The organism is Pseudomonas sp. AC239, from assembly GCF_979258545.1.
Window position 1 is genome coordinate 5,388,424 of the sequence record NZ_OZ409864.1, and the last position, 19,630, is coordinate 5,408,053.

The window sequence follows — 19,630 nt, forward strand, 5'->3', positions numbered from 1 at the left end:
TACGATCACCCGCTAACATATTTTCAAAAAACAACAACTGCCAGACTTGACAGTTGTATAACACCCGAACAGGCGTAACTTATTGGTTGAGGTAGCGAGTTACTTCGTCGCACCCGAAAACTTTGTCTTGGAGGTTCATACCATGGAAGATCTTAAACGAACTCAGCTTGGAATCGATACGAACAATAACGCTTTATCAATTCAACAAAAACCTTTCACGCAAGAACTGTATTACAAGGCAACTTTTGAACCAAGATTTCCGCCAATCACAACGTTCCAGCCCAATCAATACTTATATGCGTCCTTGACGAAAGATTCGGTTAGCGTCATTGGTCGACGTGATGCTGCAGGCGTGTTTTATCAGATTGGATTCGTCCTGCCACGCAAGATCGAAACCGGATTGTACGACATCGAAGATTGGGGAGACGATAAAGTTAGTGCCCACGTCGTCGCAGATGGAGTGATTCTAGGTGGAAAAAAGGGCAAGATAGACCTCACTCGGTCCGGAAGTTCCATTGTGGCTACATTTGATTTCGAAATCACCCATGGCGGTACGTTATACAAAGTACAGAACGGTAAATTATCTTTAAAGGCAACGGGAGACCTCTAATCAAAGCCAGCCATCAACTGTAGTCTACCGCCAAACTGAAAGCCGCACTTTCGCAGTGTTTGGCAATTCCAGTACAGACAAAGCCGTCCAGAATTGGGCGTGATTTTCCATTGTAAGTCTCGAACCCAGACGAGGTTTCATCCGTGACACTTCGTTTTTCTCGAACTAACCCTCAGAAATAAACGATTTCTCTTTATCATAAATCCCTCGCTAGCATCGTCCCGTCTGACTCAATCAAACAAAAACCGGGAGCGTGCCATGCCTGCGACGAACATCAATATCGGCGAACCCTGGATGTGGGGTGCCTTCATCGTCTTCGTTCTGGCCATGCTGGCCCTGGACTTGTTTGTCTTCGGCGGGCGCAAGGCGCACCGGGTGTCAGTGCGGGAAGCGTCGGCCTGGGTGATTGCCTGGTGCCTGTTGGCACTGAGTTTTGCCGGGCTGCTCTGGTGGTATCTGCACGGCGAATTCGGCGGTGAAATCGCCCGGCAGAAAACCCTGGAATTCCTCACCGGCTATCTGATCGAGCAGTCGCTGTCGATCGACAATATGTTCGTCTTCGTGATGATCTTCAGCTATTTCGCCGTGCCGCCGGAATTGCAGCGGCGGGTGCTGCTGTACGGCGTGCTGGGCGCGATTGTCATGCGCGCGATAATGATTTTTGCCGGTGTATGGCTGGTCTCGCAGTTCGAATGGCTGCTGTATGCCTTCGGGGTGTTCCTGATCATCACCGGGATCAAAATGCTGGTGTTTGCCGACCAGCAACCGGATCTCGACAACAACCCGCTGTTGCGCTGGGTGCGCGGGCATATGCGCATCACCAGCGGCTTTCACGGCGAGAAGTTTTTCATCCTGCAGAACGGCGTGCGCTGGGCGACACCGATGTTCCTGGTGCTAGTGCTGATCGAGGCCAGCGACCTGATGTTCGCCGTCGACAGCATCCCGGCGATCTTCGCCGTGACCACCGACCCGTTCATTGTTTTCACTTCGAACATCTTCGCGATCATGGGCCTGCGCGCGCTGTATTTCCTGCTGGCAGACATGGCTGACCGTTTTCACCTGCTCAAGTATGGGCTGGCGATCGTGCTGGTATTTATTGGCGGCAAGATGGTTGTGATGCCGTGGTTCCACATGCCGGTGGAATGGTCGCTGGCAGTGGTGGGCTCGGTGATTCTGGGGTCGGTGCTGTTGAGTCTGGTGACGACGCGCGAGGCTGAACGCCGCACCGAATGACACAACACAACCCACCTGTGGGAGCGAGCCTGCTCGCGAATACGCCGGATCATTCAACATAGGAGTTGAATGACACACCGCTTTCGCGAGCAGGCTCGCTCCCACATTTGAAGTGCGGTGCTCTTATTTATCGGATTTGATACTGGTCCACACCCGCGTCCGCACCCGCTCCATCTTCTGGGGCAACGGCTGCACCACATAAAGAGTTTTCAGCGCTTCGCTGGTCGGCGTCAGGTTGGGGTTGTCGGTGATGTCCTTGTTGACCAGCGGCATCGAGTCCTTGTTGGCATTCGGGTAACCGAGGAAATCACTGATCGGTGCGATCACTTTCGGATCGAGCAAGTGGTTGAGGAATTCGTGAGCCTCGGCAACGTTCTTCGCGCTCTTCGGAATGGCGAAGGTGTCGAACCAGATCGGCGCGCCCTCCTTCGGTAGACGCCAGTCGACCACCACACCGTTGCCCGCCTCTTTGGCGCGATTGCCGAACTGGTAGAAGCTGCCGGAATAACCGATCGCCACGCAGATGTCGCCGTTGGCGATGTCGGTCATGTACTTGGCCGAGTTGAAGTAGGTCACGTAAGGGCGAATCTTCATCATCAAGGCCTTGGCCTTTTCATAGTCCGCCGGGTTCTGGCTGTTCGGATCGAGGCCGAGGTAATGCAGGGCCAGCGGCAGGATTTCCGACGGCGAATCGAGCATCGCCACGCCGCAGGCCTTGAGCTTTTCCATGTTCTCGGGTTTGAACACCAGATCCCAACTGTCCACTGGCGCGTTATCGCCCAGGGCAGCCTTGACCTTCGCCGGGTTGAAACCGATCAGCACGGTGCCGTACATGTACGGCACGCCGTACTGATTGCCGGGGTCGTTGGCATCGAGCAACTTGAGCAAGGCCGGATCCTGATGCTGCCAGTTCGGCAGTTTTGACTTATCGAGTTTCTGGAACACGCCGGCCTTGATCTGGGTTTCGATGAACTGATTGGACGGCACCACCAGGTCGTAACCGGAGTTGCCGGTGAGCAGTTTGGCTTCCAGGGATTCGTTGGTGTCGAAGGTGTCCCAGGTCACTTTGATCTTGCTTTGCTCGGCGAAGTCCTTGGGCACTGAAGGCAGGATGTAATCCGCCCAGTTGTACACCCGCAGTTCGCGCTGCTCGGCCTGGACGGCGCTGGCCAGCAGCGTCAGGCCACACACGGTGGCGCCCAGAATGCGTTTGATCGTGACCATGGTTGTTTCCCCGAATGCGACGTGAGATCGATGGTTTTTATGTTCTGTACACGGCAGTGGCTGTAACGATAGCCAAGGGCAAAAAAGGTCGAGCCTGTTGTTATGGTTTCGATTCTTGCTGACAGCGTAGCGCGGTGACAGTAGGCGGCAGGCCAAAAGGGGATCGATATGGCCAATTTCCGTGACCGCTGAAATGCGCAAACAAAAATGCCCGGCGCTGGGCCGGGCATTGTTGTGTTGCTGTTTGGATCAGTCGGTATAGCCGAGTCTGGCCGCCCTGCTCTGCTGCGCCTGACCGCGAGTTGCCAGGCAGTAATACAACGGCACGGTGACCACCAGGCCAACCAGCCACGACAGGTCGGCACCTTCGACGAGATTGGCGTACGGCCCGACGTACAGCGAGGTGTTGGCAAACGGCAGTTGCACGATGATGCCGATGAAGTAGGCAATGATCGCGTGCAGGTTGAAGCGCCCGTAGATGCCGCCGTCGGCGCGGAAGATCGAGGTGATGTCGTAGTTGCCGCGCTTGATCAGGTAGAAATCGATCAGGTTGATAGACGCCCACGGCACCAGCACCAGCAACAGCGCCAGAATCAGTCCGATGAATTCGGAAATGAAATCCGCCGAAGCACTGAGGGCGACCACACAGCACGCGGCCAGAATCACGCTCGACAGCACCACGCGCACTTTGATACTCGGCGTCCACTGGCTGGCGAACGTCTGGATCGAGGTGATGATCGACAACACCGCGCCATACAGATTGAGCGCGTTGTGGCTGATGATGTTGAGCAGAAACAGCACCATCAGAATCGGCCCCAGCCAACCGGTGGACTGCTTGACCGCTGCCATCGCTTCAGTGCCTTCCGGCGTCGCCAGTACCGCCACCGCGCCAAAACTGAACGACAGGATCGTGCCCAGCGTCGCGCCCAGATACGTCGCCCAAAAGGGTTTGGCGATACCGATGTCTGCTGGCAGATATCGCGAGTAGTCGGAGACGTATGGCGAGAAGCTGATCTGCCAGATGATCCCCAGCGACACAGTCGCCAGCCAGCCGGAGAGATTGAAACTGCCGCGAGTCAGGAAGTCCGCCGGCAAGTCATGGGCGAAGATGTAGATGAACCCGGCGAGCAACGCGCCGCCCATCACCCAGGTGCCGATGCGGTTGAGGGTGTGGATGAAGTTGTAGCCGATCACACCGATCGCCGTCGCGGCCAGCGCGCCGATCAGAATGCTCAGCGGCGCTGGCACAGACGGCGCAATGCCAACGATCGATTTACCAGCCAGCACAATGTTGGAAATGAAGAAACCGATGTAGATGAGCGCTGCGAAGAACACGATCAGCAGCGCGCCATAGCGGCCGAACTGACCGCGACTCTGGACCATTTGCGGAATGCCCATGCGCGGGCCCTGGGCCGACGCCAGCGCAATCACCACGCCGCCGATCATGTGCCCCAGCGCAATCGCCAGCAGCCCCCAGAACAGATTGAGGTGGAACACCTGAACCACCATGGCGCCGGTGACGATGGGCAGTGGCGCGATGTTGGTGCTGAACCAAAGAGTGAACAGATCGCGGGCCTTCCCGTGGCGTTCCGCGAGTGGGACGTAATCGACCGTATGATTCTCGATCAACGGATCTTGCCGGGACATCTGGGACATATGCATGAACTCGAGTTTGTCTGTTTTTATCTTTGTATGAAGTCAAACCGGGAGGACTCTTGGGTCGCCCCTCAGATGCAGACCATATTATGGTATTCCAAACTTTGCACAAGCCTGATCCGCTGATTCTGTCGCTCTCTGATCCACTATCCTCGCTGATCCAACCCCTGCACGGCTAGCTGAAAGCCCCGTAAACATTGAGTTTCCGACGAAAGCCGCACGTTTATCGGTTCACCAGAAAAGCCCTTGCAAGATATGTATTACGGTATACCATCAGACCTACAAACCATAAAAACCGCGTCACACCACCCGAGGACCACCCAATGATCGATGCTGCCATTTACAAACAAGTCATGGGCTCGTTCCCGTCCGGCGTCACCGTCATCACAACGCTGGACGACGACGGCCAAGTCGTCGGCCTGACCGCCAGCGCCTTCAGCTCGCTGTCGATGGACCCGGCGCTGGTGCTGTTCTGCCCCAACTACAGCTCCGACTCCTATCCCGTGCTGATCAAGAACAAACGCTTTGCAATTCACCTGTTGTCCAGCGTGCAGCAAAGCGAGGCCTATGCCTTCGCCCGCAAAGGCAAGGACAAGGCGCAGGGCATCGAGTGGACGTTGAGCGAACTGGGCAACCCGATCCTCGCCAATGCGACGGCGGTGATCGAGTGCGAGTTGTGGCGTGAATACGAAGGTGGCGACCACGCGATCATGGTCGGCGCGGTGAAGAACCTGATCGTCCCCGAGCAAGTCGCCGGACCGCTGGTGTATTGCCACGGCAAGATGGGTGCGTTGCCGGTTGTGGCGTGATTTCTCAAATCCGCCGAAAAGCCATGTGGGAGCGAGCCTGCTCGCGAATGCAATGGGTCAGTTGTTACATTTTTGACTGACCCGACGCCCTCGCGAGCAGGCTCGCTCCCACAGGTTTTGGTGTTGCCTGGGCGACCGTGTCAGGTCCGGAACCGGCTCACCAGCTGATTCAACGTCTGCGACAACGCCGTCAGGTTCTGCGCATCCTGGCGAGTCGAATCCGCCAGGCTCGCCACCAACTGCGCATCACCATGAATCTGGCTGATGTGCCGATTGATGTCCTCCGCCACTTGATGCTGTTCCTCCGCCGCGGTGGCGATCTGCGTGTTCATGTCGCGGATCACGTCCACCGACTCGCGAATCAATTCAAAACTCGCCCGCGCCTCGTTGATCGACACCACGGTTTCCTGCGACACCTCAAGACTCGCGTGCATCTGCTTGCCCATCTGATGAGTGCGCCGCGCCAGATTGCCCAGCAGCGCGTCAATCTCACCGGTCGAGTCCGACGTACGTTTGGCCAGCGCGCGAACTTCATCGGCGACCACGGCAAAGCCCCTGCCCTGTTCACCGGCGCGCGCGGCCTCGATGGCGGCGTTGAGCGCGAGCAGATTGGTCTGCTCGGCAATCGAGCGGATGGTGCCGAGGATCGACTGAATGTCGTTGCTGTCCTGCTCCAGTTGCTGCATCGACTCGGCGCTGTGGCCGATCTCCTGACTCAAGCGCCCGACGTTGCTGACCGCCGCGTCGATCTGCTGCTGCCCGGTGTGAGCCTGACGCTGACCGTTGTCTGCTGAATCGGCCGCTTGACTGCACGAGCGCGCGACCTCATTGGAAGTGGCGACCATTTCGTGAAACGCGGTCGACACCATGTCCACCGCCTCACGCTGACGCGAAGCCACGTCGGCCATTTCCGCCGAGACCTCAGTGGCGCTGCCGGAGCTGCTGTGAATCTGCCCTGCCGCTTGGCCGATGCGTTGAATCAGTGTGCGAATCGCTTCGAGAAACTGGTTGAACCAGCCCGCCAGTTGCGCGGTTTCATCCTGCCCGCGTACTTCCAGTCGCGCAGTCAGATCGCCCTCGCCTTGAGCAATACCTTCGAGACCACTGGCGACACCACGAATCGGCTTGACCATCAGTCCGGCAAACCACGCGCCGGCCATTGCAAACAACAGTGCGCAAACCACAGCGATAGCGCCGATCAGCCAGGTCAAACGCGTCGCCCCCGCCATCACTTCGCTCGCCTTCACCAAGCCGACAAACCGCCAGCCCAACGCCTGCGACGGCCAGACCAGCGCCATGTAATCCTCGCCGGCCAATTGCACCTCTACCAGGCCTTTGCCCGCCTCGGCCAGTTGCTGATAACCGTCGCCGAGATCGCTGAGTTTCTTGAAGTTGTGCGCCGGGTCGCTCGGGTCGACCAGCACGGTGTTGTTGGCTTCCATCAGCATCAGATAACCGCTCTCACCGAGGCGGATCTGCTTGACCAGATCGGTCAATTGCTTGAGCGACACATCGATATTGACCACGCCGGCATTGCTGCCCAACTGGTTGTTGAAACTGCGCACGGTGCTCACCAGCACCACGTCATCCGCCGCCCAGTAATAGGCCTCGGTGCGCAGCGTTTTGCCAGGATTTGCCATCGCCGTTTTGTACCAAGGCCGGGTACGCGGATCGTAGTTGGCCAGTTGCGCATCGCCCGGCCAGAACAGATAACCGCCTTGCTCGGTGCCGACAGATAGATAGGTGTAAGCCGGGTGGGCCTTGGCCAGACCGTCGAACAGCTTGAACAGCTGTTGATCCTGCGGCCCCATCGGCACTTGCGTGGCGTCGCTGCTCAGGTAGCGTTTGAGGCTGGTGTCGATGCTCTGCAGTTGCGGATGCTCGGCCAGGTAGGCAACGTTCTGGCTGATGCCCTCGAAAAACAGCTGCATCGCGTTTTCCACCTGGCGCACTTCGCGCCCGGTGCTGTCGGTAAAGGTGTCGCGCGCGCCCTCGCGGACGTTGAGGATGATCAGCGCTGCCACCAGTAACACCGGCAGGCTGGCGATTACCGCAAACGCCAGAGTCAGTTTTTGTTTTATGTTCATTGCTTGCGCCTTCCTTGTTCGAAGTGTCGGTCAGAAATATTTTGCGGATATTCCGTATTATGGTATACCAATATTCAATCAACCGAACAGCCGTCCTCGAAGGCGTGCTTGAATGGTGAGAAGACTCGCGAGCGCACAGCGTTCACGTCAGTTCGACAGGCCCGCACACGACCGGCCAATTACAAAAGACTCGAGGTAGCGTCATGAAATTTTCCCTGTTCGTACACATGGAACGCTGGGACGAAAGCGTCAGCCACCGCCAACTGTTCGAAGACCTGACCGAACTGACCCTGATGGCCGAGGCCGGCGGTTTCAGCACCGTGTGGATCGGCGAACACCACGCCATGGAATACACCATCTCCCCAAGCCCGATGCCGCTGCTGGCCTACCTCGCAGCGAAAACCACGACCATCCACCTCGGCGCCGGCACCATCATCGCGCCGTTCTGGCACCCGCTGCGCGTCGCCGGTGAATGCGCCCTGCTCGACGTGATCAGCAACGGCCGTATGGAAGTCGGCCTCGCACGCGGCGCCTATCAAGTCGAATTCGACCGCATGGCCGGCGGCATGCCCGCCTCCAGCGGCGGCCAGGCCCTGCGCGAAATGGTCCCGGTGGTCCGCGCCCTGTGGCAAGGCGACTACGCCCACGACGGCGACATCTGGAAATTCCCCACCTCCACCAGCGTGCCGAAGCCGATCCAGAAGCCCAACCCACCCATGTGGATCGCCGCCCGCGACCCCGACTCGCACAACTTCGCCGTCGCCAACGGCTGCAACGTCATGGTCACGCCATTGATGAAAGGCGACGAAGAAGTCCTCGACCTGAAGAACAAATTCCAGACTGCACTGGACAACAACCCAGACGTGCCGCGCCCACAATTGATGGTACTGCGCCACACCCACGTGCACACCGCCGACAACCCGGACGGCTGGAAAGTTGGCGCCAAAGCCATCTCACGTTTCTATCGCACCTTTGATGCCTGGTTTGGCAACAAGCAAACACCAGTCAACGGATTCCTTGCGCCGAGTCCTGAAGAGAAGTTTGCCGGGCGTCCTGAGTTTGAACTGGAGAGTCTGCACAAGACGGCGATGATTGGTACGCCCGAAGAGATCATTCCGCGGATCAAGTACTACCAGGAACTGGGGGTGGATGAGTTCAGTTTCTGGTGTGACAACAGCTTGCCGCATGAGGAGAAGAAGAAATCGCTGGAATTGTTTATCAAGCATGTGGTGCCGGCGTTTCGCTAGCGGCTTGTGCGTCCTTGAACATGGCAAAAAGGGCGACTCCGCCAGGAGCTCGCCCTTTTTCATTTCTGTAATGTCGAGGTGAAATACTCATCGCGCAACGTACTACTCTCTCCTTCCGCCAAACCAGCACTTGCGTACAAGTGCCTTTCGCATTTTGCGCGGATAGTGGCCGTTGCCCATTCGGCATCCATTCTTGCCACACACGATCACAAGGAGTTTGCATGAGCACCTTCAAGACCCAAGACGGCACCGAGATCTATTACAAGGACTGGGGCAGCGGCAAGCCCGTGCTGTTCAGCCACGGCTGGCCGCTGGATGCGGACATGTGGGAATACCAGATGGAATATCTGAGCAGTCGCGGCTATCGCACCATCGCCTTCGACCGCCGTGGTTTCGGCCGCTCGGATCAGCCTTGGACCGGCTACGACTACGACACCTTCGCCGATGACATCGCCGGCCTGATCAACCACCTGGATCTGCGCGACGTGACCCTGGTCGGTTTCTCCATGGGTGGCGGCGACGTCAGCCGCTACATTGCCCGCCATGGCAACGAGCGCGTTGCCGGCCTGGTATTGCTCGGTGCGGTCACGCCGCTGTTCGGCAAGAAAGCCGACTTCGCCGACGGCGTCGACAAATCGGTATTCGACGGAATCAAGGCTGGCCTGCTGAAAGATCGCGCGCAGTTCATCGCTGACTTCAACACGCCGTTCTACGGCATCAATCAGGGCCAGAAAGTCTCCGACGGCGTGCTCACGCAAACCCTGAACATCGCGTTGATGGCCTCGCTCAAGGGCACCGTCGACTGCGTGACGGCGTTCTCGGAAACAGACTTCCGTCCGGACATGGCCAAGATCGATGTGCCGACCCTGGTGATCCATGGCGACGGCGACCAGATCGTGCCATTCGAGACCACCGGCAAGCAGGCGGCCACGCAAATCAAAGGCGCCGAGTTGAAGGTTTACGCCGGCGCGCCGCACGGGTTCGCCGTGACCCATGCGCAGGCATTGAATGAGGATCTGCTGGCTTTCCTCAATCGTTGAAACGCTTACCGGGATGAGGCGTTTTTGCCTCATCCCGACTTTCCAGTGTTGTCGCCCCCCCTCCAAAAGCCCCGTATTCAAGGGCCTCAGCCTGCCTGCATCAGTTTTTTATCTTCATATCCCAGCTTAATAATATTTTACCGATACCCCCCCTCTCCCTAGTCTGACCTCAAGCCAAACGGACAAGCCAACAGCGGCCCGAATCCAACTGCCTTGTTAGGAAGGATGTAGAGATGACCCCAGAAATAATAACAACAGACACGCTGATCGTCGGTGCCGGCCAAGCGGGTGTGGCGATGAGTGAGCACCTGAGCAAACTCGGCATTGCGCATCTGGTGCTGGAGCGCAATCGCATCGCCGAACGCTGGCGCACCGGACGCTGGGACTCGCTGGTAGCCAACGGTCCGGCGTGGCATGACCGTTTTCCCGGTCTGGAATTCGATGATGTCGACCCCGACGGTTTTGCCCCGAAGGAGCGTGTGGCCGATTACTTCGAAGCCTATGCGAAGAAATTCAATGCGCCGATCCGCACCGGCGTCGAAGTGAAAAGTGTGGTGCGTAACGTCGGTCGCCCGGGTTTCACCGTCGAAACCTCCGAAGGCGTGATCGAGGCCAGCCGAGTGGTGGCGGCGACCGGGCCTTTCCAGAAGCCGGTGATCCCGGCGATCGCGCCACGTGATGGGCGCTTGCTGCAAATCCACTCCGCCGATTATCGCAACCCGCAGCAATTGCCCGATGGAGCGGTGCTGGTGGTCGGCGCCGGCTCTTCCGGGGTGCAGATTGCCGATGAACTGCAACGTGCCGGCAAGCAGGTTTACTTGTCGGTGGGTGCCCACGATCGTCCGCCTCGCGCCTACCGCAACCGCGATTTCTGCTGGTGGCTGGGGGTGCTCGGCGAATGGGATCAAGCGGCAATGAAACCCGGCCGCGAACACGTGACCATCGCCGTCAGCGGCGCTCATGGCGGGCGCACCATTGACTTCCGCGGTCTGGCCCATCGCGGCATGACCTTGGTCGGGGTTACCGAATCCTTCAACGACGGCGTGGTGACCTTCAAACAGGACCTGGTCGCCAATCTCCAGCGTGGCGATGAAAACTATCTGGCGCTGCTCGATGCTGCCGACGCCTACGTCGAACGCAATGGCCTCGACCTGCCGCTAGAGCCCGAGGCGCGGGCAATGTTTGCCGACCCCGAGTGCGTGAAAAACCCTTTGCGCGAATTGGATCTGCGCGAGGCCGGCGTCACTTCAATCATCTGGGCCACCGGGTTCGCCGTGGATTATTCCTGGCTGAAAGTCGCGGCACTGGATGCGCAAGGCAAGCCTGTGCATCAGCGCGGCGTGTCGAGCGAGCCGGGGATTTATTTCCTCGGTCTGCCGTGGCAATCGCGGCGGGGTTCGTCGTTTATCTGGGGCGTGTGGCACGACGCCAAACATGTCGCCGATCACATCGCCACCCAACGCAAATACCTCGAATACCGCGATGCCGGGCAGCGTGAAGCGCAGCCGCATTCTTCTGCGCAAAGACAGTTCGTCGACGCTTGATCTCGTCTTATGCCCCGGTGCCGATTGCACCGGGCCACATCCTCGCTTCAGGAGCCGCCCATGAGCCAGCCAACCCACACGCGCATCCGCATGTTCAACACCAAAGACACCTACCCCAACCAGACCCTGGACAACGACTTGTGCCAGGCCGTACGCGCCGGCAACACGGTGTACGTGCGCGGCCAGGTCGGCACCGATTTCGATGGCAATCTGGTCGGCCTCGGTGACCCGCGCGCCCAGGCCGAACAAGCCATGCGCAACGTCAAACAATTGCTTGAAGAAGCCGGCAGTGACATGAGCCACATCGTCAAGACCACCACTTATTTGATCGACCCGCGTTATCGCGAGGCGGTGTATCAGGAGGTCGGCAAATGGCTCAAGGGGGTGTTCCCGATTTCCACCGGGCTGGTGGTTTCGGCGCTGGGCCAGCCGCAGTGGCTGATGGAGATTGATGTGATTGCGGTGATTCCCGAGTAAGTCAGGAAAACCCAGTCGTGGCCTTCGCGAGCAGGCTCGCTCCCACAGGGGCATGTATTTCAAAGTGAGAGCGAGCCTGCTCGCGAAGGCGTCAGCCCAGACACACAAGGAGTTCAAAAGATGACCTTTTCCATCACCGCCCGCTGCCCCGACACCGGTCAGTTCGGTGTCGCCATCAGTTCCTCCAGCATCGCCGTCGGCGCCCGCTGCCCGTGGCTGTTGCCCGGTGTCGGCGCGGTGTCGAGCCAGAACATCACCCTGCCGTCGCTCGGGCCGGAAGTCCTCGCCCTGCTGGAACAGGGCGTCGCCCCTGAAGCCGCGCTGGATCAGGTGCTCACGCGCAACGGTTACAGCCAGTACCGCCAGATCACCGCGATCAACCACCTCGGCCAGACTGCGCACTTCAGCGGCGCGCAAACCCTCGGCGTGCACAACGCCGTGACTGGTGAACAATGCGTCGCCGCCGGCAACATGCTTGCCGGGCGCGAAGTCATCGGGGCCATGGTCAGCGCGTTCGAGCACGGCGAAGGCCAGCTCGCCGAGCGCCTGCTCCAGGCTCTGCATGCGGCTCAAGCCCTCGGCGGCGAAGCCGGGCCGGTGCATTCGGCAGCGCTGCTGGTGGTCGGCGAACAGACCTGGCCCATCGTTAACCTGCGCGTGGATTGGGCCGATGAAAACCCGATCGGCCAGTTGCAAAAACTCTGGGATGCCTACCGTCCACAATTGCAGGACTACATCGATCGCGCCCTCGATCCGGCCAAGGCACCGGGCTATGGCGTTGCCGGAGATGATCGATGAACAGCGTCGAGCTGCTCAGAACGCTGGTGGGCTTCGACACCACCAGCCGTGAATCGAATTTGCAGTTGATCGAATTTGTCCGCGATTACCTCGCCAGTCACGACGTAACCTGCGCGCTGATTTACAACGACGAGCGCAGCAAAGCCAACCTGTTCGCCAGCATCGGCCCGGTTGACCAACCGGGCATCGTGCTGTCCGGGCACACCGATGTGGTGCCGGTCGACGGCCAGCCGTGGACGCTATCGCCATTCGAACTCAGCGAGCGCGACGGCAAGCTGTTCGGCCGTGGCACGGCTGATATGAAAGGCTATATAGCCTGCGTGCTGGCGCTGGTACCGAGCCTGGTGGCAACGCCTTTGCGCCTGCCGGTGCATATCGCGCTGTCTTATGACGAGGAAGTCGGCTGCCTCGGCGTGCGCTCGTTGCTTGAGGTTTTGCAGCAGCGTCCGGTGAAACCGTTGCTGTGCATCATCGGCGAACCGACCGAGCTGAAACCGGTGCTCGGTCACAAAGGCAAACTGGCGATGCGCTGCGAGGTGCATGGCCACCCGTGTCATTCGGCCTATGCGCCGCTCGGGGTCAACGCCATCGAATACGCCGCCGAACTGATCGCCGAACTGGGGCGGCTCGGCCAGCAACTCAAGGCCCCCGAACATCACGATGCGCGATTCGACCCGCCGTTCAGTACCGTGCAAACCGGGCTGATCACTGGCGGCAAGGCGTTGAATATCGTGCCCGCCGACTGCCGCTTCGATTTCGAAATCCGCGCCCTGCCCTCGCAGGATCCGGCTCTGGTTGCCGACGCGCTGAAGGCTTACGCCGAACGCAAAGTGCTGCCACGCATGCGCGCTGTGAGTGCGCACAGCGACGTTCGTTTCAGCGAACTGTCGGCGTATCCGGGCCTGGTCACCGACGCCCACAGCCAGGCCGCCGAGCTGATCGCGGCGTTCTGCGCTTCGAAGGAATTTGGCACCGTGGCGTTCGGTACCGAAGGCGGTCTGTTCGACGCCGTGGGCATTCCGACCGTGGTATGCGGCCCCGGCAGCATGGATCAGGGCCATAAACCCGACGAGTTCGTCAGCCTCGATCAGCTGAAAGCCTGTGACGAGATGCTGCTACGCCTGCTCGATTTCATCAGCGTGTAGACCTTGGCCCGGCGTTCAGGCGTACAGCCGGGCCAATTCCTCGCGGCAATGATCGACAAACAACTGCACCGGCTTGGTCAGTTGCACCCGCCGCAGCCACGCCGCCGACAAACCCGAGCCGGTGACGGTTTCGGCCAGTGGCACGCAGACGACTTTTTGCCCGTCGTAGGTGTAGTCGCTGAACGGCTTGGTCACCAGAATCGAAAAGCCGAAACCATTGGCGACCATGCCGCGCACCATCTCGATCGACGGTGAGCTGAAGACGATATTCGGCGTCAGGCCGCGCTCTTCAAAAATGCTCACGAAGTACGTCCGGCTCGGCACCACGTCGAGCAGGATCATCGGTTCCAGCACCAGATCATGCAGCGAGACTTTCGCCTGTTGCGCAAAACGATGATCGGCCGGCAACAACGCATACGGTTGCTGCGGTGGCATCAGCGACGAGGTTTCGATGGTGCTGTCGAGGTCGTGTTCGAAGAGCATCGCCACATCAATGCTGCCCGCGGTTAGCGCTTGCACCAGCTCCTGCTGTTCACCGTCGCGGATGCGGATCTCCACGCCCGGCCAGCGCTGCTTGAAGCCGGCGATCAGGCGCGGCAGATACAACGGCGCAACGGTTTCGAAACAACCGATATCGATCTGTCCGGCGACCACATCGTTGTCCGCCAAGGCGTTCTGCTCGAACTCGTGGGCCACCCGCAACAGCTCCAGCGCCTTGCGATAGAAGCGCGAACCGCTGGGCGTCAGTGACACGCCCTGCGCGTGATGGCGAATGAACAATTGCACACCGAAGCTCTCTTCCAGATGCTTGATCGCCGTGGACACTGACGGCTGCGCGATGTAGAGCTTGCGCGATGCTTCGGCGACGCTGCCGCAGTCGGCTGTGGTGACGAAGTATTTGAGCTGGCGCAGGTTGTAGGCAGCCATGGGGTACCTCCACAAAGATCAAAAGATCGCAGCCTTCGGCAGCTCCGACGCTGAGCGCGGCGCTGCAGATCGAGGCTTGAACATACCGGACGCCCGCCGCAGCCGGAGCATATTTTTTTTAAGGTCTGAAGCAACAAACTTACTAATTTATCTATCCCGGGGCTTTGCACATGATCACTTCAACAAGAAATGCGCCACCCGTGCCGGCGCTTACCGAAGTACGTCCACGTACTCATCCTTGCCTTGGAGTTCGACATGGCTACCCCCGCATCCACCTCCGCTCCGCTGATTGAAAAACACACCATAGGCTACGTGCCGCCCGAAGATCGCCACGGAAAGGTCCGCGATCTGTTCACCCTCTGGTTCGGCGGCAACATCGCGCCGTTGCCCATCGTCACCGGGGCGCTGGGCGTGCAATTGTTTCATCTGAATCTGGTCTGGGGCATCGTCGCGATCCTGGTCGGCCATCTGGTCGGCGGCGTGCTGATGGCGCTGCACTCGGCGCAAGGCCCGCAGATGGGCATCCCGCAAATGATCCAGAGCCGCGCGCAGTTTGGCTCGCTCGGTGCACTGCTGGTGGTGCTGATCGCCGGAGTGATGTACATCGGTTTCTTCGCTTCCAATATCGTCCTCGCCGGCAAGTCATTGCATGGTGTGGTTGACAGCGTTCCTGTGCCGGTGGGTATCGTCATCGGCGCGCTGGGTTCCGGGATCATCGGCATCATCGGCTACCGCTTCATCCACGTGCTCAACCGCATCGGCACGTGGGTGCTGGGGATCGGCATCGCCGTGGGTTTCATCTATATCTTCACCCACATTCAGACTGACGACTTCCTCACCCGTGGCAGCTTCAATCTGTCCGGCTGGCTGGCCACGGTGTCGCTGGCGGCGTTGTGGCAGATCGCATTCGCGCCGTACGTTTCCGACTACTCGCGCTATTTGCCGGCCGATGTAAAAGTGTCGTCGACGTTCTGGACGACCTATCTCGGTTCGGCGCTGGGTTCGAGCCTGTCGTTCGTGTTCGGTGCGGTGGCGGTGCTGGCCACGCCGGTGGGCATGGACACCATGGACGCGGTCAAACTGGCCACCGGCGCCATCGGCCCGCTGATGCTGGTGCTGTTTCTGCTCAGCGTGATCAGCCACAACGCCCTCAACCTCTACGGCGCAGTGCTGTCGCTGATCACCTTGGTGCAGACCTTCGCCTATCGCTGGATTCCGACGGCGAAAAGCCGCGCAGTGATTTCGATCATCGTCTTGCTGGCCTGCTGCTTCGCTGCGGTGGGCGCCTCGGCTGATTTCATCGGCCACTTCGTCGACATGGTGCTGGTGTTGCTGGTGGTATTGGTGCCGTGGACGGCGATCAACCTGATCGACTTCTATGCGATCCACAAGGGCAAGTACGACATTCAGTCGATCTTCCAGGTCGACGGCGGCATCTACGGTCGCTATAACCCGCAGGCATTGCTGGCTTATACGATCGGCATCGCCGTGCAGATCCCGTTCATGAACACGCCGCTGTACGTCGGCCCGGTGTCGGCGCACATCAACGGCGCCGACCTGTCCTGGCTGGTGGGTTTGCTGGTGACTTCGCCGCTGTATTTCTGGCTGGCCAATCGCGACAGCGCCTATCGTCGACGCATGACCGGCGGCAAGCTCGCGGGCAATCTCTGAGCGATCGCACACCATTAAACCAAGGCCCGCGCATTGCGGGCCCTGGACTTTGCGCTATGGTATTTTTTTGCGTCCGACACCCGGAGAAGGAAATTCCATGCTGCGAATACTCGGCAAAGCCTCATCGATCAATGTGCGCAAGGTGCTGTGGACCTGCGCCGAGCTGGACATTCCCTTCGCGCGCGAAGACTGGGGTTCGGGCTTCAAGTCGCCGAACACACCGGAGTTTCTCGCACTCAATCCCTGCGCCATGGTGCCGGTGATCCAGGACGGTGATTTCACCTTGTGGGAATCAAACACGATCATTCGTTATCTGGCGACGCGTTACGGTGGCGCGCATTTGTATCCCGCTGAGCCTATCGCCCGGGCACGGGTCGATCAGTGGATCGATTGGCAGGCCTCGGAGCTGAATCGCTCGTGGTCGTACCCGCTGATGGCGCTGGTGCGCAAGTCGACGGATTATCAGGACCACGACGCTTTGGCCGCCGGTTGCCGGGACTGGACGCGCAACATGGAAATCCTCGATCGCCAACTGGAGAAGACCGGCGCTTACGTCAGTGGCGAGCAGTTTTCCCTGGCGGATATTCCGATCGGGCTGTCCGTCAATCGCTGGTTCGAAACACCGCTCGACCATGCGGATTTTGCTGCGGTGCGCGCCTATTACGACCGCTTGAATCAGCGCGACGGTTATCGTTTGTACGGGCGCAATGGCACGGCATAAAGATGCGCTAGATCAGCCTTGCTCACGCACCACGCCACGCTCTTCAAGCAAGCGCACGAACATGCTCAGACTGCGCGACACCGTGCCCCGCCGCCACACCAGCCAAGTGGTCAGATAGCGGAAGTCCGCCGCCAGCGGCCAGACGCTGACCGTCGCGCTGCCGGGCATGCTTTGCAGCATTTTGCGCGGCATCAGAGCCAAGCCGGCACCGGCGCTGACGCAGGCGAGCATGCCGTGGTAGGACTCCATCTCGAAGATCTTGCCCGGCACGGCAGCGTCAGTGCTGAACCATTTTTCAAAATGGTGACGGTAGGAGCAGTTGGAACGGAACGCGTAGATATTTTCGCCGTTAACGTCCGTCGCACGTTCGACCGGTGAATGATTGAGCGGCGCGATGATGACCATTTCCTCCTCGAACGCCGGCACGCCCTCCAGCGCCGGATGCAGCACCGCGCCGTCGACAAATGCTGCGGCCAGGCGCCCGGAGAGCACGCCGTCGATCATTGTGCCGGACGGCCCGGTGGAGAGGTCGAGGTCGACTTTCGGATGCTGCTGGTTGTACGCCGCCAGCAGTTCCGGAATGCGCACTGCAGCAGTACTTTCCAACGAGCCCAACGGGAACGCGCCCTGGGGTTCTTCGCCCGCTACTGTGGCCCGGGCTTCTTGCACCAGATCAAGAATGCGCCGCGTGTATTCGAGAAAACTCCACCCGGCCGGTGACAGGCGCAGCCGGCTCTTCTCGCGGATAAACAGATCAACGCCGAGATCCTGCTCCAGCTGTTTGATCCGCGTGGTCAGGTTCGACGGCACGCGATGGATCTGCGTAGCGGCGGCGCTGATGCTGCCGTGCTCGGCCACGGCCTTGAAGATTTCCAGTTGCACCAGATCCACAGTCATTCTCCAATCGTGAAAGAAACGATCTTTATTATTCAGTTTCCAGAAAACTAACGCCACCCTACTCTAGGCCCATCCGACGAACCTACAGGACAACGTCAATGAGCCAGATTTCCAGCCAGACCCACGCCATCTCGATCAACCCCGCCACCGGCGAGCAGATCGGCCATTACGCGTTTGAATCCGCCGCTGCCCTTGATGCAGCACTGACTCGCGCTGCCTTCGCTTTTGGCAAGTGGAAGCGCAAGCCACTACAGGATCGTTCGCGCCTGCTTACCGCCCTCGCCGGCGCGCTGCGTAAAACTGGCGAAGCCATGGCGACCATGATCACCCAGGAGATGGGCAAGCCGATCGCCCAGGCCCGTGGCGAAATCGAGAAATGCGCCAAGCTCTGCGAGTGGTACGCCGAACACGGCCCGGCCATGCTCGACGCCGAAGCCACCCAGGTTGAAGGCGGCAAGGCGCGCATCGAGTACCGTCCTCTGGGGCCGATTCTGGCGGTGATGCCGTGGAACTTTCCGATCTGGCAAGTGCTGCGCGGCGCGGTGCCGACGCTGATCGCTGGCAACACTTACGTGCTCAAGCACGCGCCAAACGTGATGGGCAGCGCTTACCTGCTGCGCGATGCGTTTGTTCGCGCCGGTTTTCCAGATGGCGTGTTTGAAGTGATCAACGTCACACCGGAAGGCGTTTCCACCGCTATCGCCGATTCGCGGATCGCCGCCGTGACCCTCACCGGCAGCGTCCGCGCCGGCATGGCCATCGGTGCTCAGGCCGGTGCGGCGCTGAAGAAATGTGTGCTGGAACTGGGCGGCTCCGATCCGTTCATTGTGCTTAATGACGCCGATCTGGATGAAGCCGTGCATGCGGCGGTTGTCGGTCGATATCAGAACTCCGGCCAGGTCTGCGCGGCGGCGAAACGCTTGATCATCGAACAAGGCGTGGTTGAGGAATTCACTCGCAAGTTCGTTGAAGCGACACGTCAGTTGAAGATGGGCGATCCGCTCAACGCTGACACTTACATCGGGCCGATGGCGCGGTTCGATCTGCGTGATGAACTTGATCAACAAGTGCGCGACACCCTTGAAGAAGGCGCGACACTGTTGCTCGGTGGCGGCAAGGTCGAAGGATCGGGCAACTACTACGAGCCAACCGTATTGGCCGATGTCACCGACCGCATGACTTCGTTCAAGCAGGAGCTGTTCGGCCCGGTCGCCTCGATCATCACCGCCCGCGATTGCGCGCACGCCGTGGCTCTGGCCAACGACAGCGATTTTGGCCTGACTGCAACGATCTACACCGCCAACGTCGCGCTGGCCGAGCAACTGACCAGCGAGCTGGAAACCGGCGGCGTGTTCATCAACGGCTACTCCGCCAGCGACCCGCGCGTAACCTTCGGCGGCGTAAAGAAGAGCGGCTTTGGCCGTGAGCTGTCGCACTTTGGCGTACGGGAATTCTGCAACGCGCAGACCGTGTGGCTGGATCGCAAATAACCCAGACACAGCAGCAATTGTGGGAGCGAGCCTGCTCGCGAAAGCGTCCTGTCA

Annotated in this window: 17 protein-coding genes and 1 pseudogene; 12 read left to right on the plus strand and 6 right to left on the minus strand. The window is 59.6% G+C overall.

Annotated features, from left to right (window positions below):
• The first annotated feature begins 142 nt into the window (after window positions 1-142).
• Both ACZ0AZ_RS24385 and ACZ0AZ_RS24390 read left to right on the plus strand, forming a co-directional pair.
• The gene (locus ACZ0AZ_RS24385) at window positions 143-610 is read left to right on the plus strand and encodes a hypothetical protein (protein WP_129999954.1); all 468 of its coding nucleotides are present in this window, start codon (window positions 143-145) and stop codon (window positions 608-610) included.
• A gap of 258 nt (window positions 611-868) precedes the next feature.
• The gene (locus ACZ0AZ_RS24390; protein WP_463538349.1) at window positions 869-1,843 is read left to right on the plus strand and encodes a TerC family protein; all 975 of its coding nucleotides are present in this window, start codon (window positions 869-871) and stop codon (window positions 1,841-1,843) included.
• 123 nt (window positions 1,844-1,966) lie between these two features.
• Here the strand turns inward: ACZ0AZ_RS24390 and ACZ0AZ_RS24395 are convergent, their stop codons facing one another.
• The gene (locus ACZ0AZ_RS24395; RefSeq protein WP_016775035.1) at window positions 1,967-3,067 is read right to left on the minus strand and encodes a polyamine ABC transporter substrate-binding protein; all 1,101 of its coding nucleotides are present in this window, start codon (window positions 3,065-3,067) and stop codon (window positions 1,967-1,969) included.
• Window positions 3,068-3,316: 249 nt separating this feature from the next.
• The gene (locus tag ACZ0AZ_RS24400) at window positions 3,317-4,723 is read right to left on the minus strand and encodes a purine-cytosine permease family protein (protein WP_463538350.1); all 1,407 of its coding nucleotides are present in this window, start codon (window positions 4,721-4,723) and stop codon (window positions 3,317-3,319) included.
• 323 nt (window positions 4,724-5,046) lie between these two features.
• On the opposite strand from ACZ0AZ_RS24400, the gene ACZ0AZ_RS24405 reads away from it, so the two are divergent.
• A complete protein-coding gene (locus tag ACZ0AZ_RS24405; protein ID WP_463538351.1) occupies window positions 5,047-5,532 on the plus strand; it encodes a flavin reductase family protein in 486 nt (161 codons plus the stop codon).
• Between the two features lie 140 nt (window positions 5,533-5,672).
• Here the strand turns inward: ACZ0AZ_RS24405 and ACZ0AZ_RS24410 are convergent, their stop codons facing one another.
• Together ACZ0AZ_RS24410 and ACZ0AZ_RS24415 are read right to left on the minus strand one after the other, a co-directional pair.
• Complete coding sequence (locus ACZ0AZ_RS24410; RefSeq protein ID WP_370593578.1) at window positions 5,673-6,440, minus strand: methyl-accepting chemotaxis protein; 768 nt, start codon at window positions 6,438-6,440, stop codon at window positions 5,673-5,675.
• A 138-nt stretch (window positions 6,441-6,578) separates the two neighbouring features.
• Window positions 6,579-7,619, minus strand: a pseudogene (locus tag ACZ0AZ_RS24415) (cache domain-containing protein); the annotation flags it as partial.
• Window positions 7,620-7,822: 203 nt separating this feature from the next.
• Between ACZ0AZ_RS24415 and ACZ0AZ_RS24420 the strand changes: the two are divergent.
• From ACZ0AZ_RS24420 to argE, 6 genes are all read left to right on the plus strand, one after another.
• Window positions 7,823-8,866, plus strand: a complete 1,044-nt coding sequence (locus ACZ0AZ_RS24420; protein WP_073471146.1) for an LLM class flavin-dependent oxidoreductase — start codon at window positions 7,823-7,825, stop codon at window positions 8,864-8,866.
• A gap of 221 nt (window positions 8,867-9,087) precedes the next feature.
• Entirely contained in the window at window positions 9,088-9,906 is an 819-nt protein-coding gene (locus ACZ0AZ_RS24425; RefSeq protein WP_129999957.1) for an alpha/beta fold hydrolase, read from the plus strand.
• 233 nt (window positions 9,907-10,139) lie between these two features.
• The gene (locus tag ACZ0AZ_RS24430; protein ID WP_463538352.1) at window positions 10,140-11,450 is read left to right on the plus strand and encodes a flavin-containing monooxygenase; all 1,311 of its coding nucleotides are present in this window, start codon (window positions 10,140-10,142) and stop codon (window positions 11,448-11,450) included.
• Window positions 11,451-11,510: 60 nt separating this feature from the next.
• On the plus strand, window positions 11,511-11,927 hold the full coding sequence (locus tag ACZ0AZ_RS24435; protein WP_039763092.1) for a RidA family protein: 417 nt from the start codon (window positions 11,511-11,513) through the stop codon (window positions 11,925-11,927).
• 120 nt (window positions 11,928-12,047) lie between these two features.
• The gene (locus ACZ0AZ_RS24440) at window positions 12,048-12,725 is read left to right on the plus strand and encodes a DUF1028 domain-containing protein (protein ID WP_129999959.1); all 678 of its coding nucleotides are present in this window, start codon (window positions 12,048-12,050) and stop codon (window positions 12,723-12,725) included.
• Entirely contained in the window at window positions 12,722-13,870 is a 1,149-nt protein-coding gene (gene argE / locus ACZ0AZ_RS24445) for an acetylornithine deacetylase (RefSeq protein ID WP_463538353.1), read from the plus strand. Before ACZ0AZ_RS24440 ends, argE begins: the two co-directional genes overlap by 4 nt.
• Before the next feature lie 15 nt (window positions 13,871-13,885).
• Here argE and ACZ0AZ_RS24450 read toward each other — a convergent pair whose 3' ends face one another.
• Window positions 13,886-14,797: a LysR family transcriptional regulator gene (locus ACZ0AZ_RS24450; RefSeq protein ID WP_039763097.1), complete on the minus strand. Its 912-nt coding sequence runs from the start codon at window positions 14,795-14,797 to the stop codon at window positions 13,886-13,888.
• Window positions 14,798-15,052: 255 nt separating this feature from the next.
• On the opposite strand from ACZ0AZ_RS24450, the gene ACZ0AZ_RS24455 reads away from it, so the two are divergent.
• Window positions 15,053-16,468 carry a purine-cytosine permease family protein gene (locus ACZ0AZ_RS24455; RefSeq protein WP_129999961.1) on the plus strand — a complete coding sequence of 472 codons (1,416 nt, stop codon included), beginning with the start codon at window positions 15,053-15,055 and terminating at the stop codon, window positions 16,466-16,468.
• 97 nt (window positions 16,469-16,565) lie between these two features.
• On the plus strand, window positions 16,566-17,189 hold the full coding sequence (locus tag ACZ0AZ_RS24460; protein ID WP_463538354.1) for a glutathione S-transferase family protein: 624 nt from the start codon (window positions 16,566-16,568) through the stop codon (window positions 17,187-17,189).
• A 12-nt stretch (window positions 17,190-17,201) separates the two neighbouring features.
• Here the strand turns inward: ACZ0AZ_RS24460 and ptrR are convergent, their stop codons facing one another.
• Window positions 17,202-18,080, minus strand: a complete 879-nt coding sequence (ptrR, locus tag ACZ0AZ_RS24465) for a putrescine utilization regulator PtrR (protein ID WP_463538810.1) — start codon at window positions 18,078-18,080, stop codon at window positions 17,202-17,204.
• A gap of 104 nt (window positions 18,081-18,184) precedes the next feature.
• Here ptrR and ACZ0AZ_RS24470 point away from each other — a divergent pair, with 104 nt between their 5' ends.
• Window positions 18,185-19,576: an aldehyde dehydrogenase family protein gene (locus ACZ0AZ_RS24470; RefSeq protein WP_039763100.1), complete on the plus strand. Its 1,392-nt coding sequence runs from the start codon at window positions 18,185-18,187 to the stop codon at window positions 19,574-19,576.
• The last annotated feature ends 54 nt before the right edge of the window (window positions 19,577-19,630 follow it).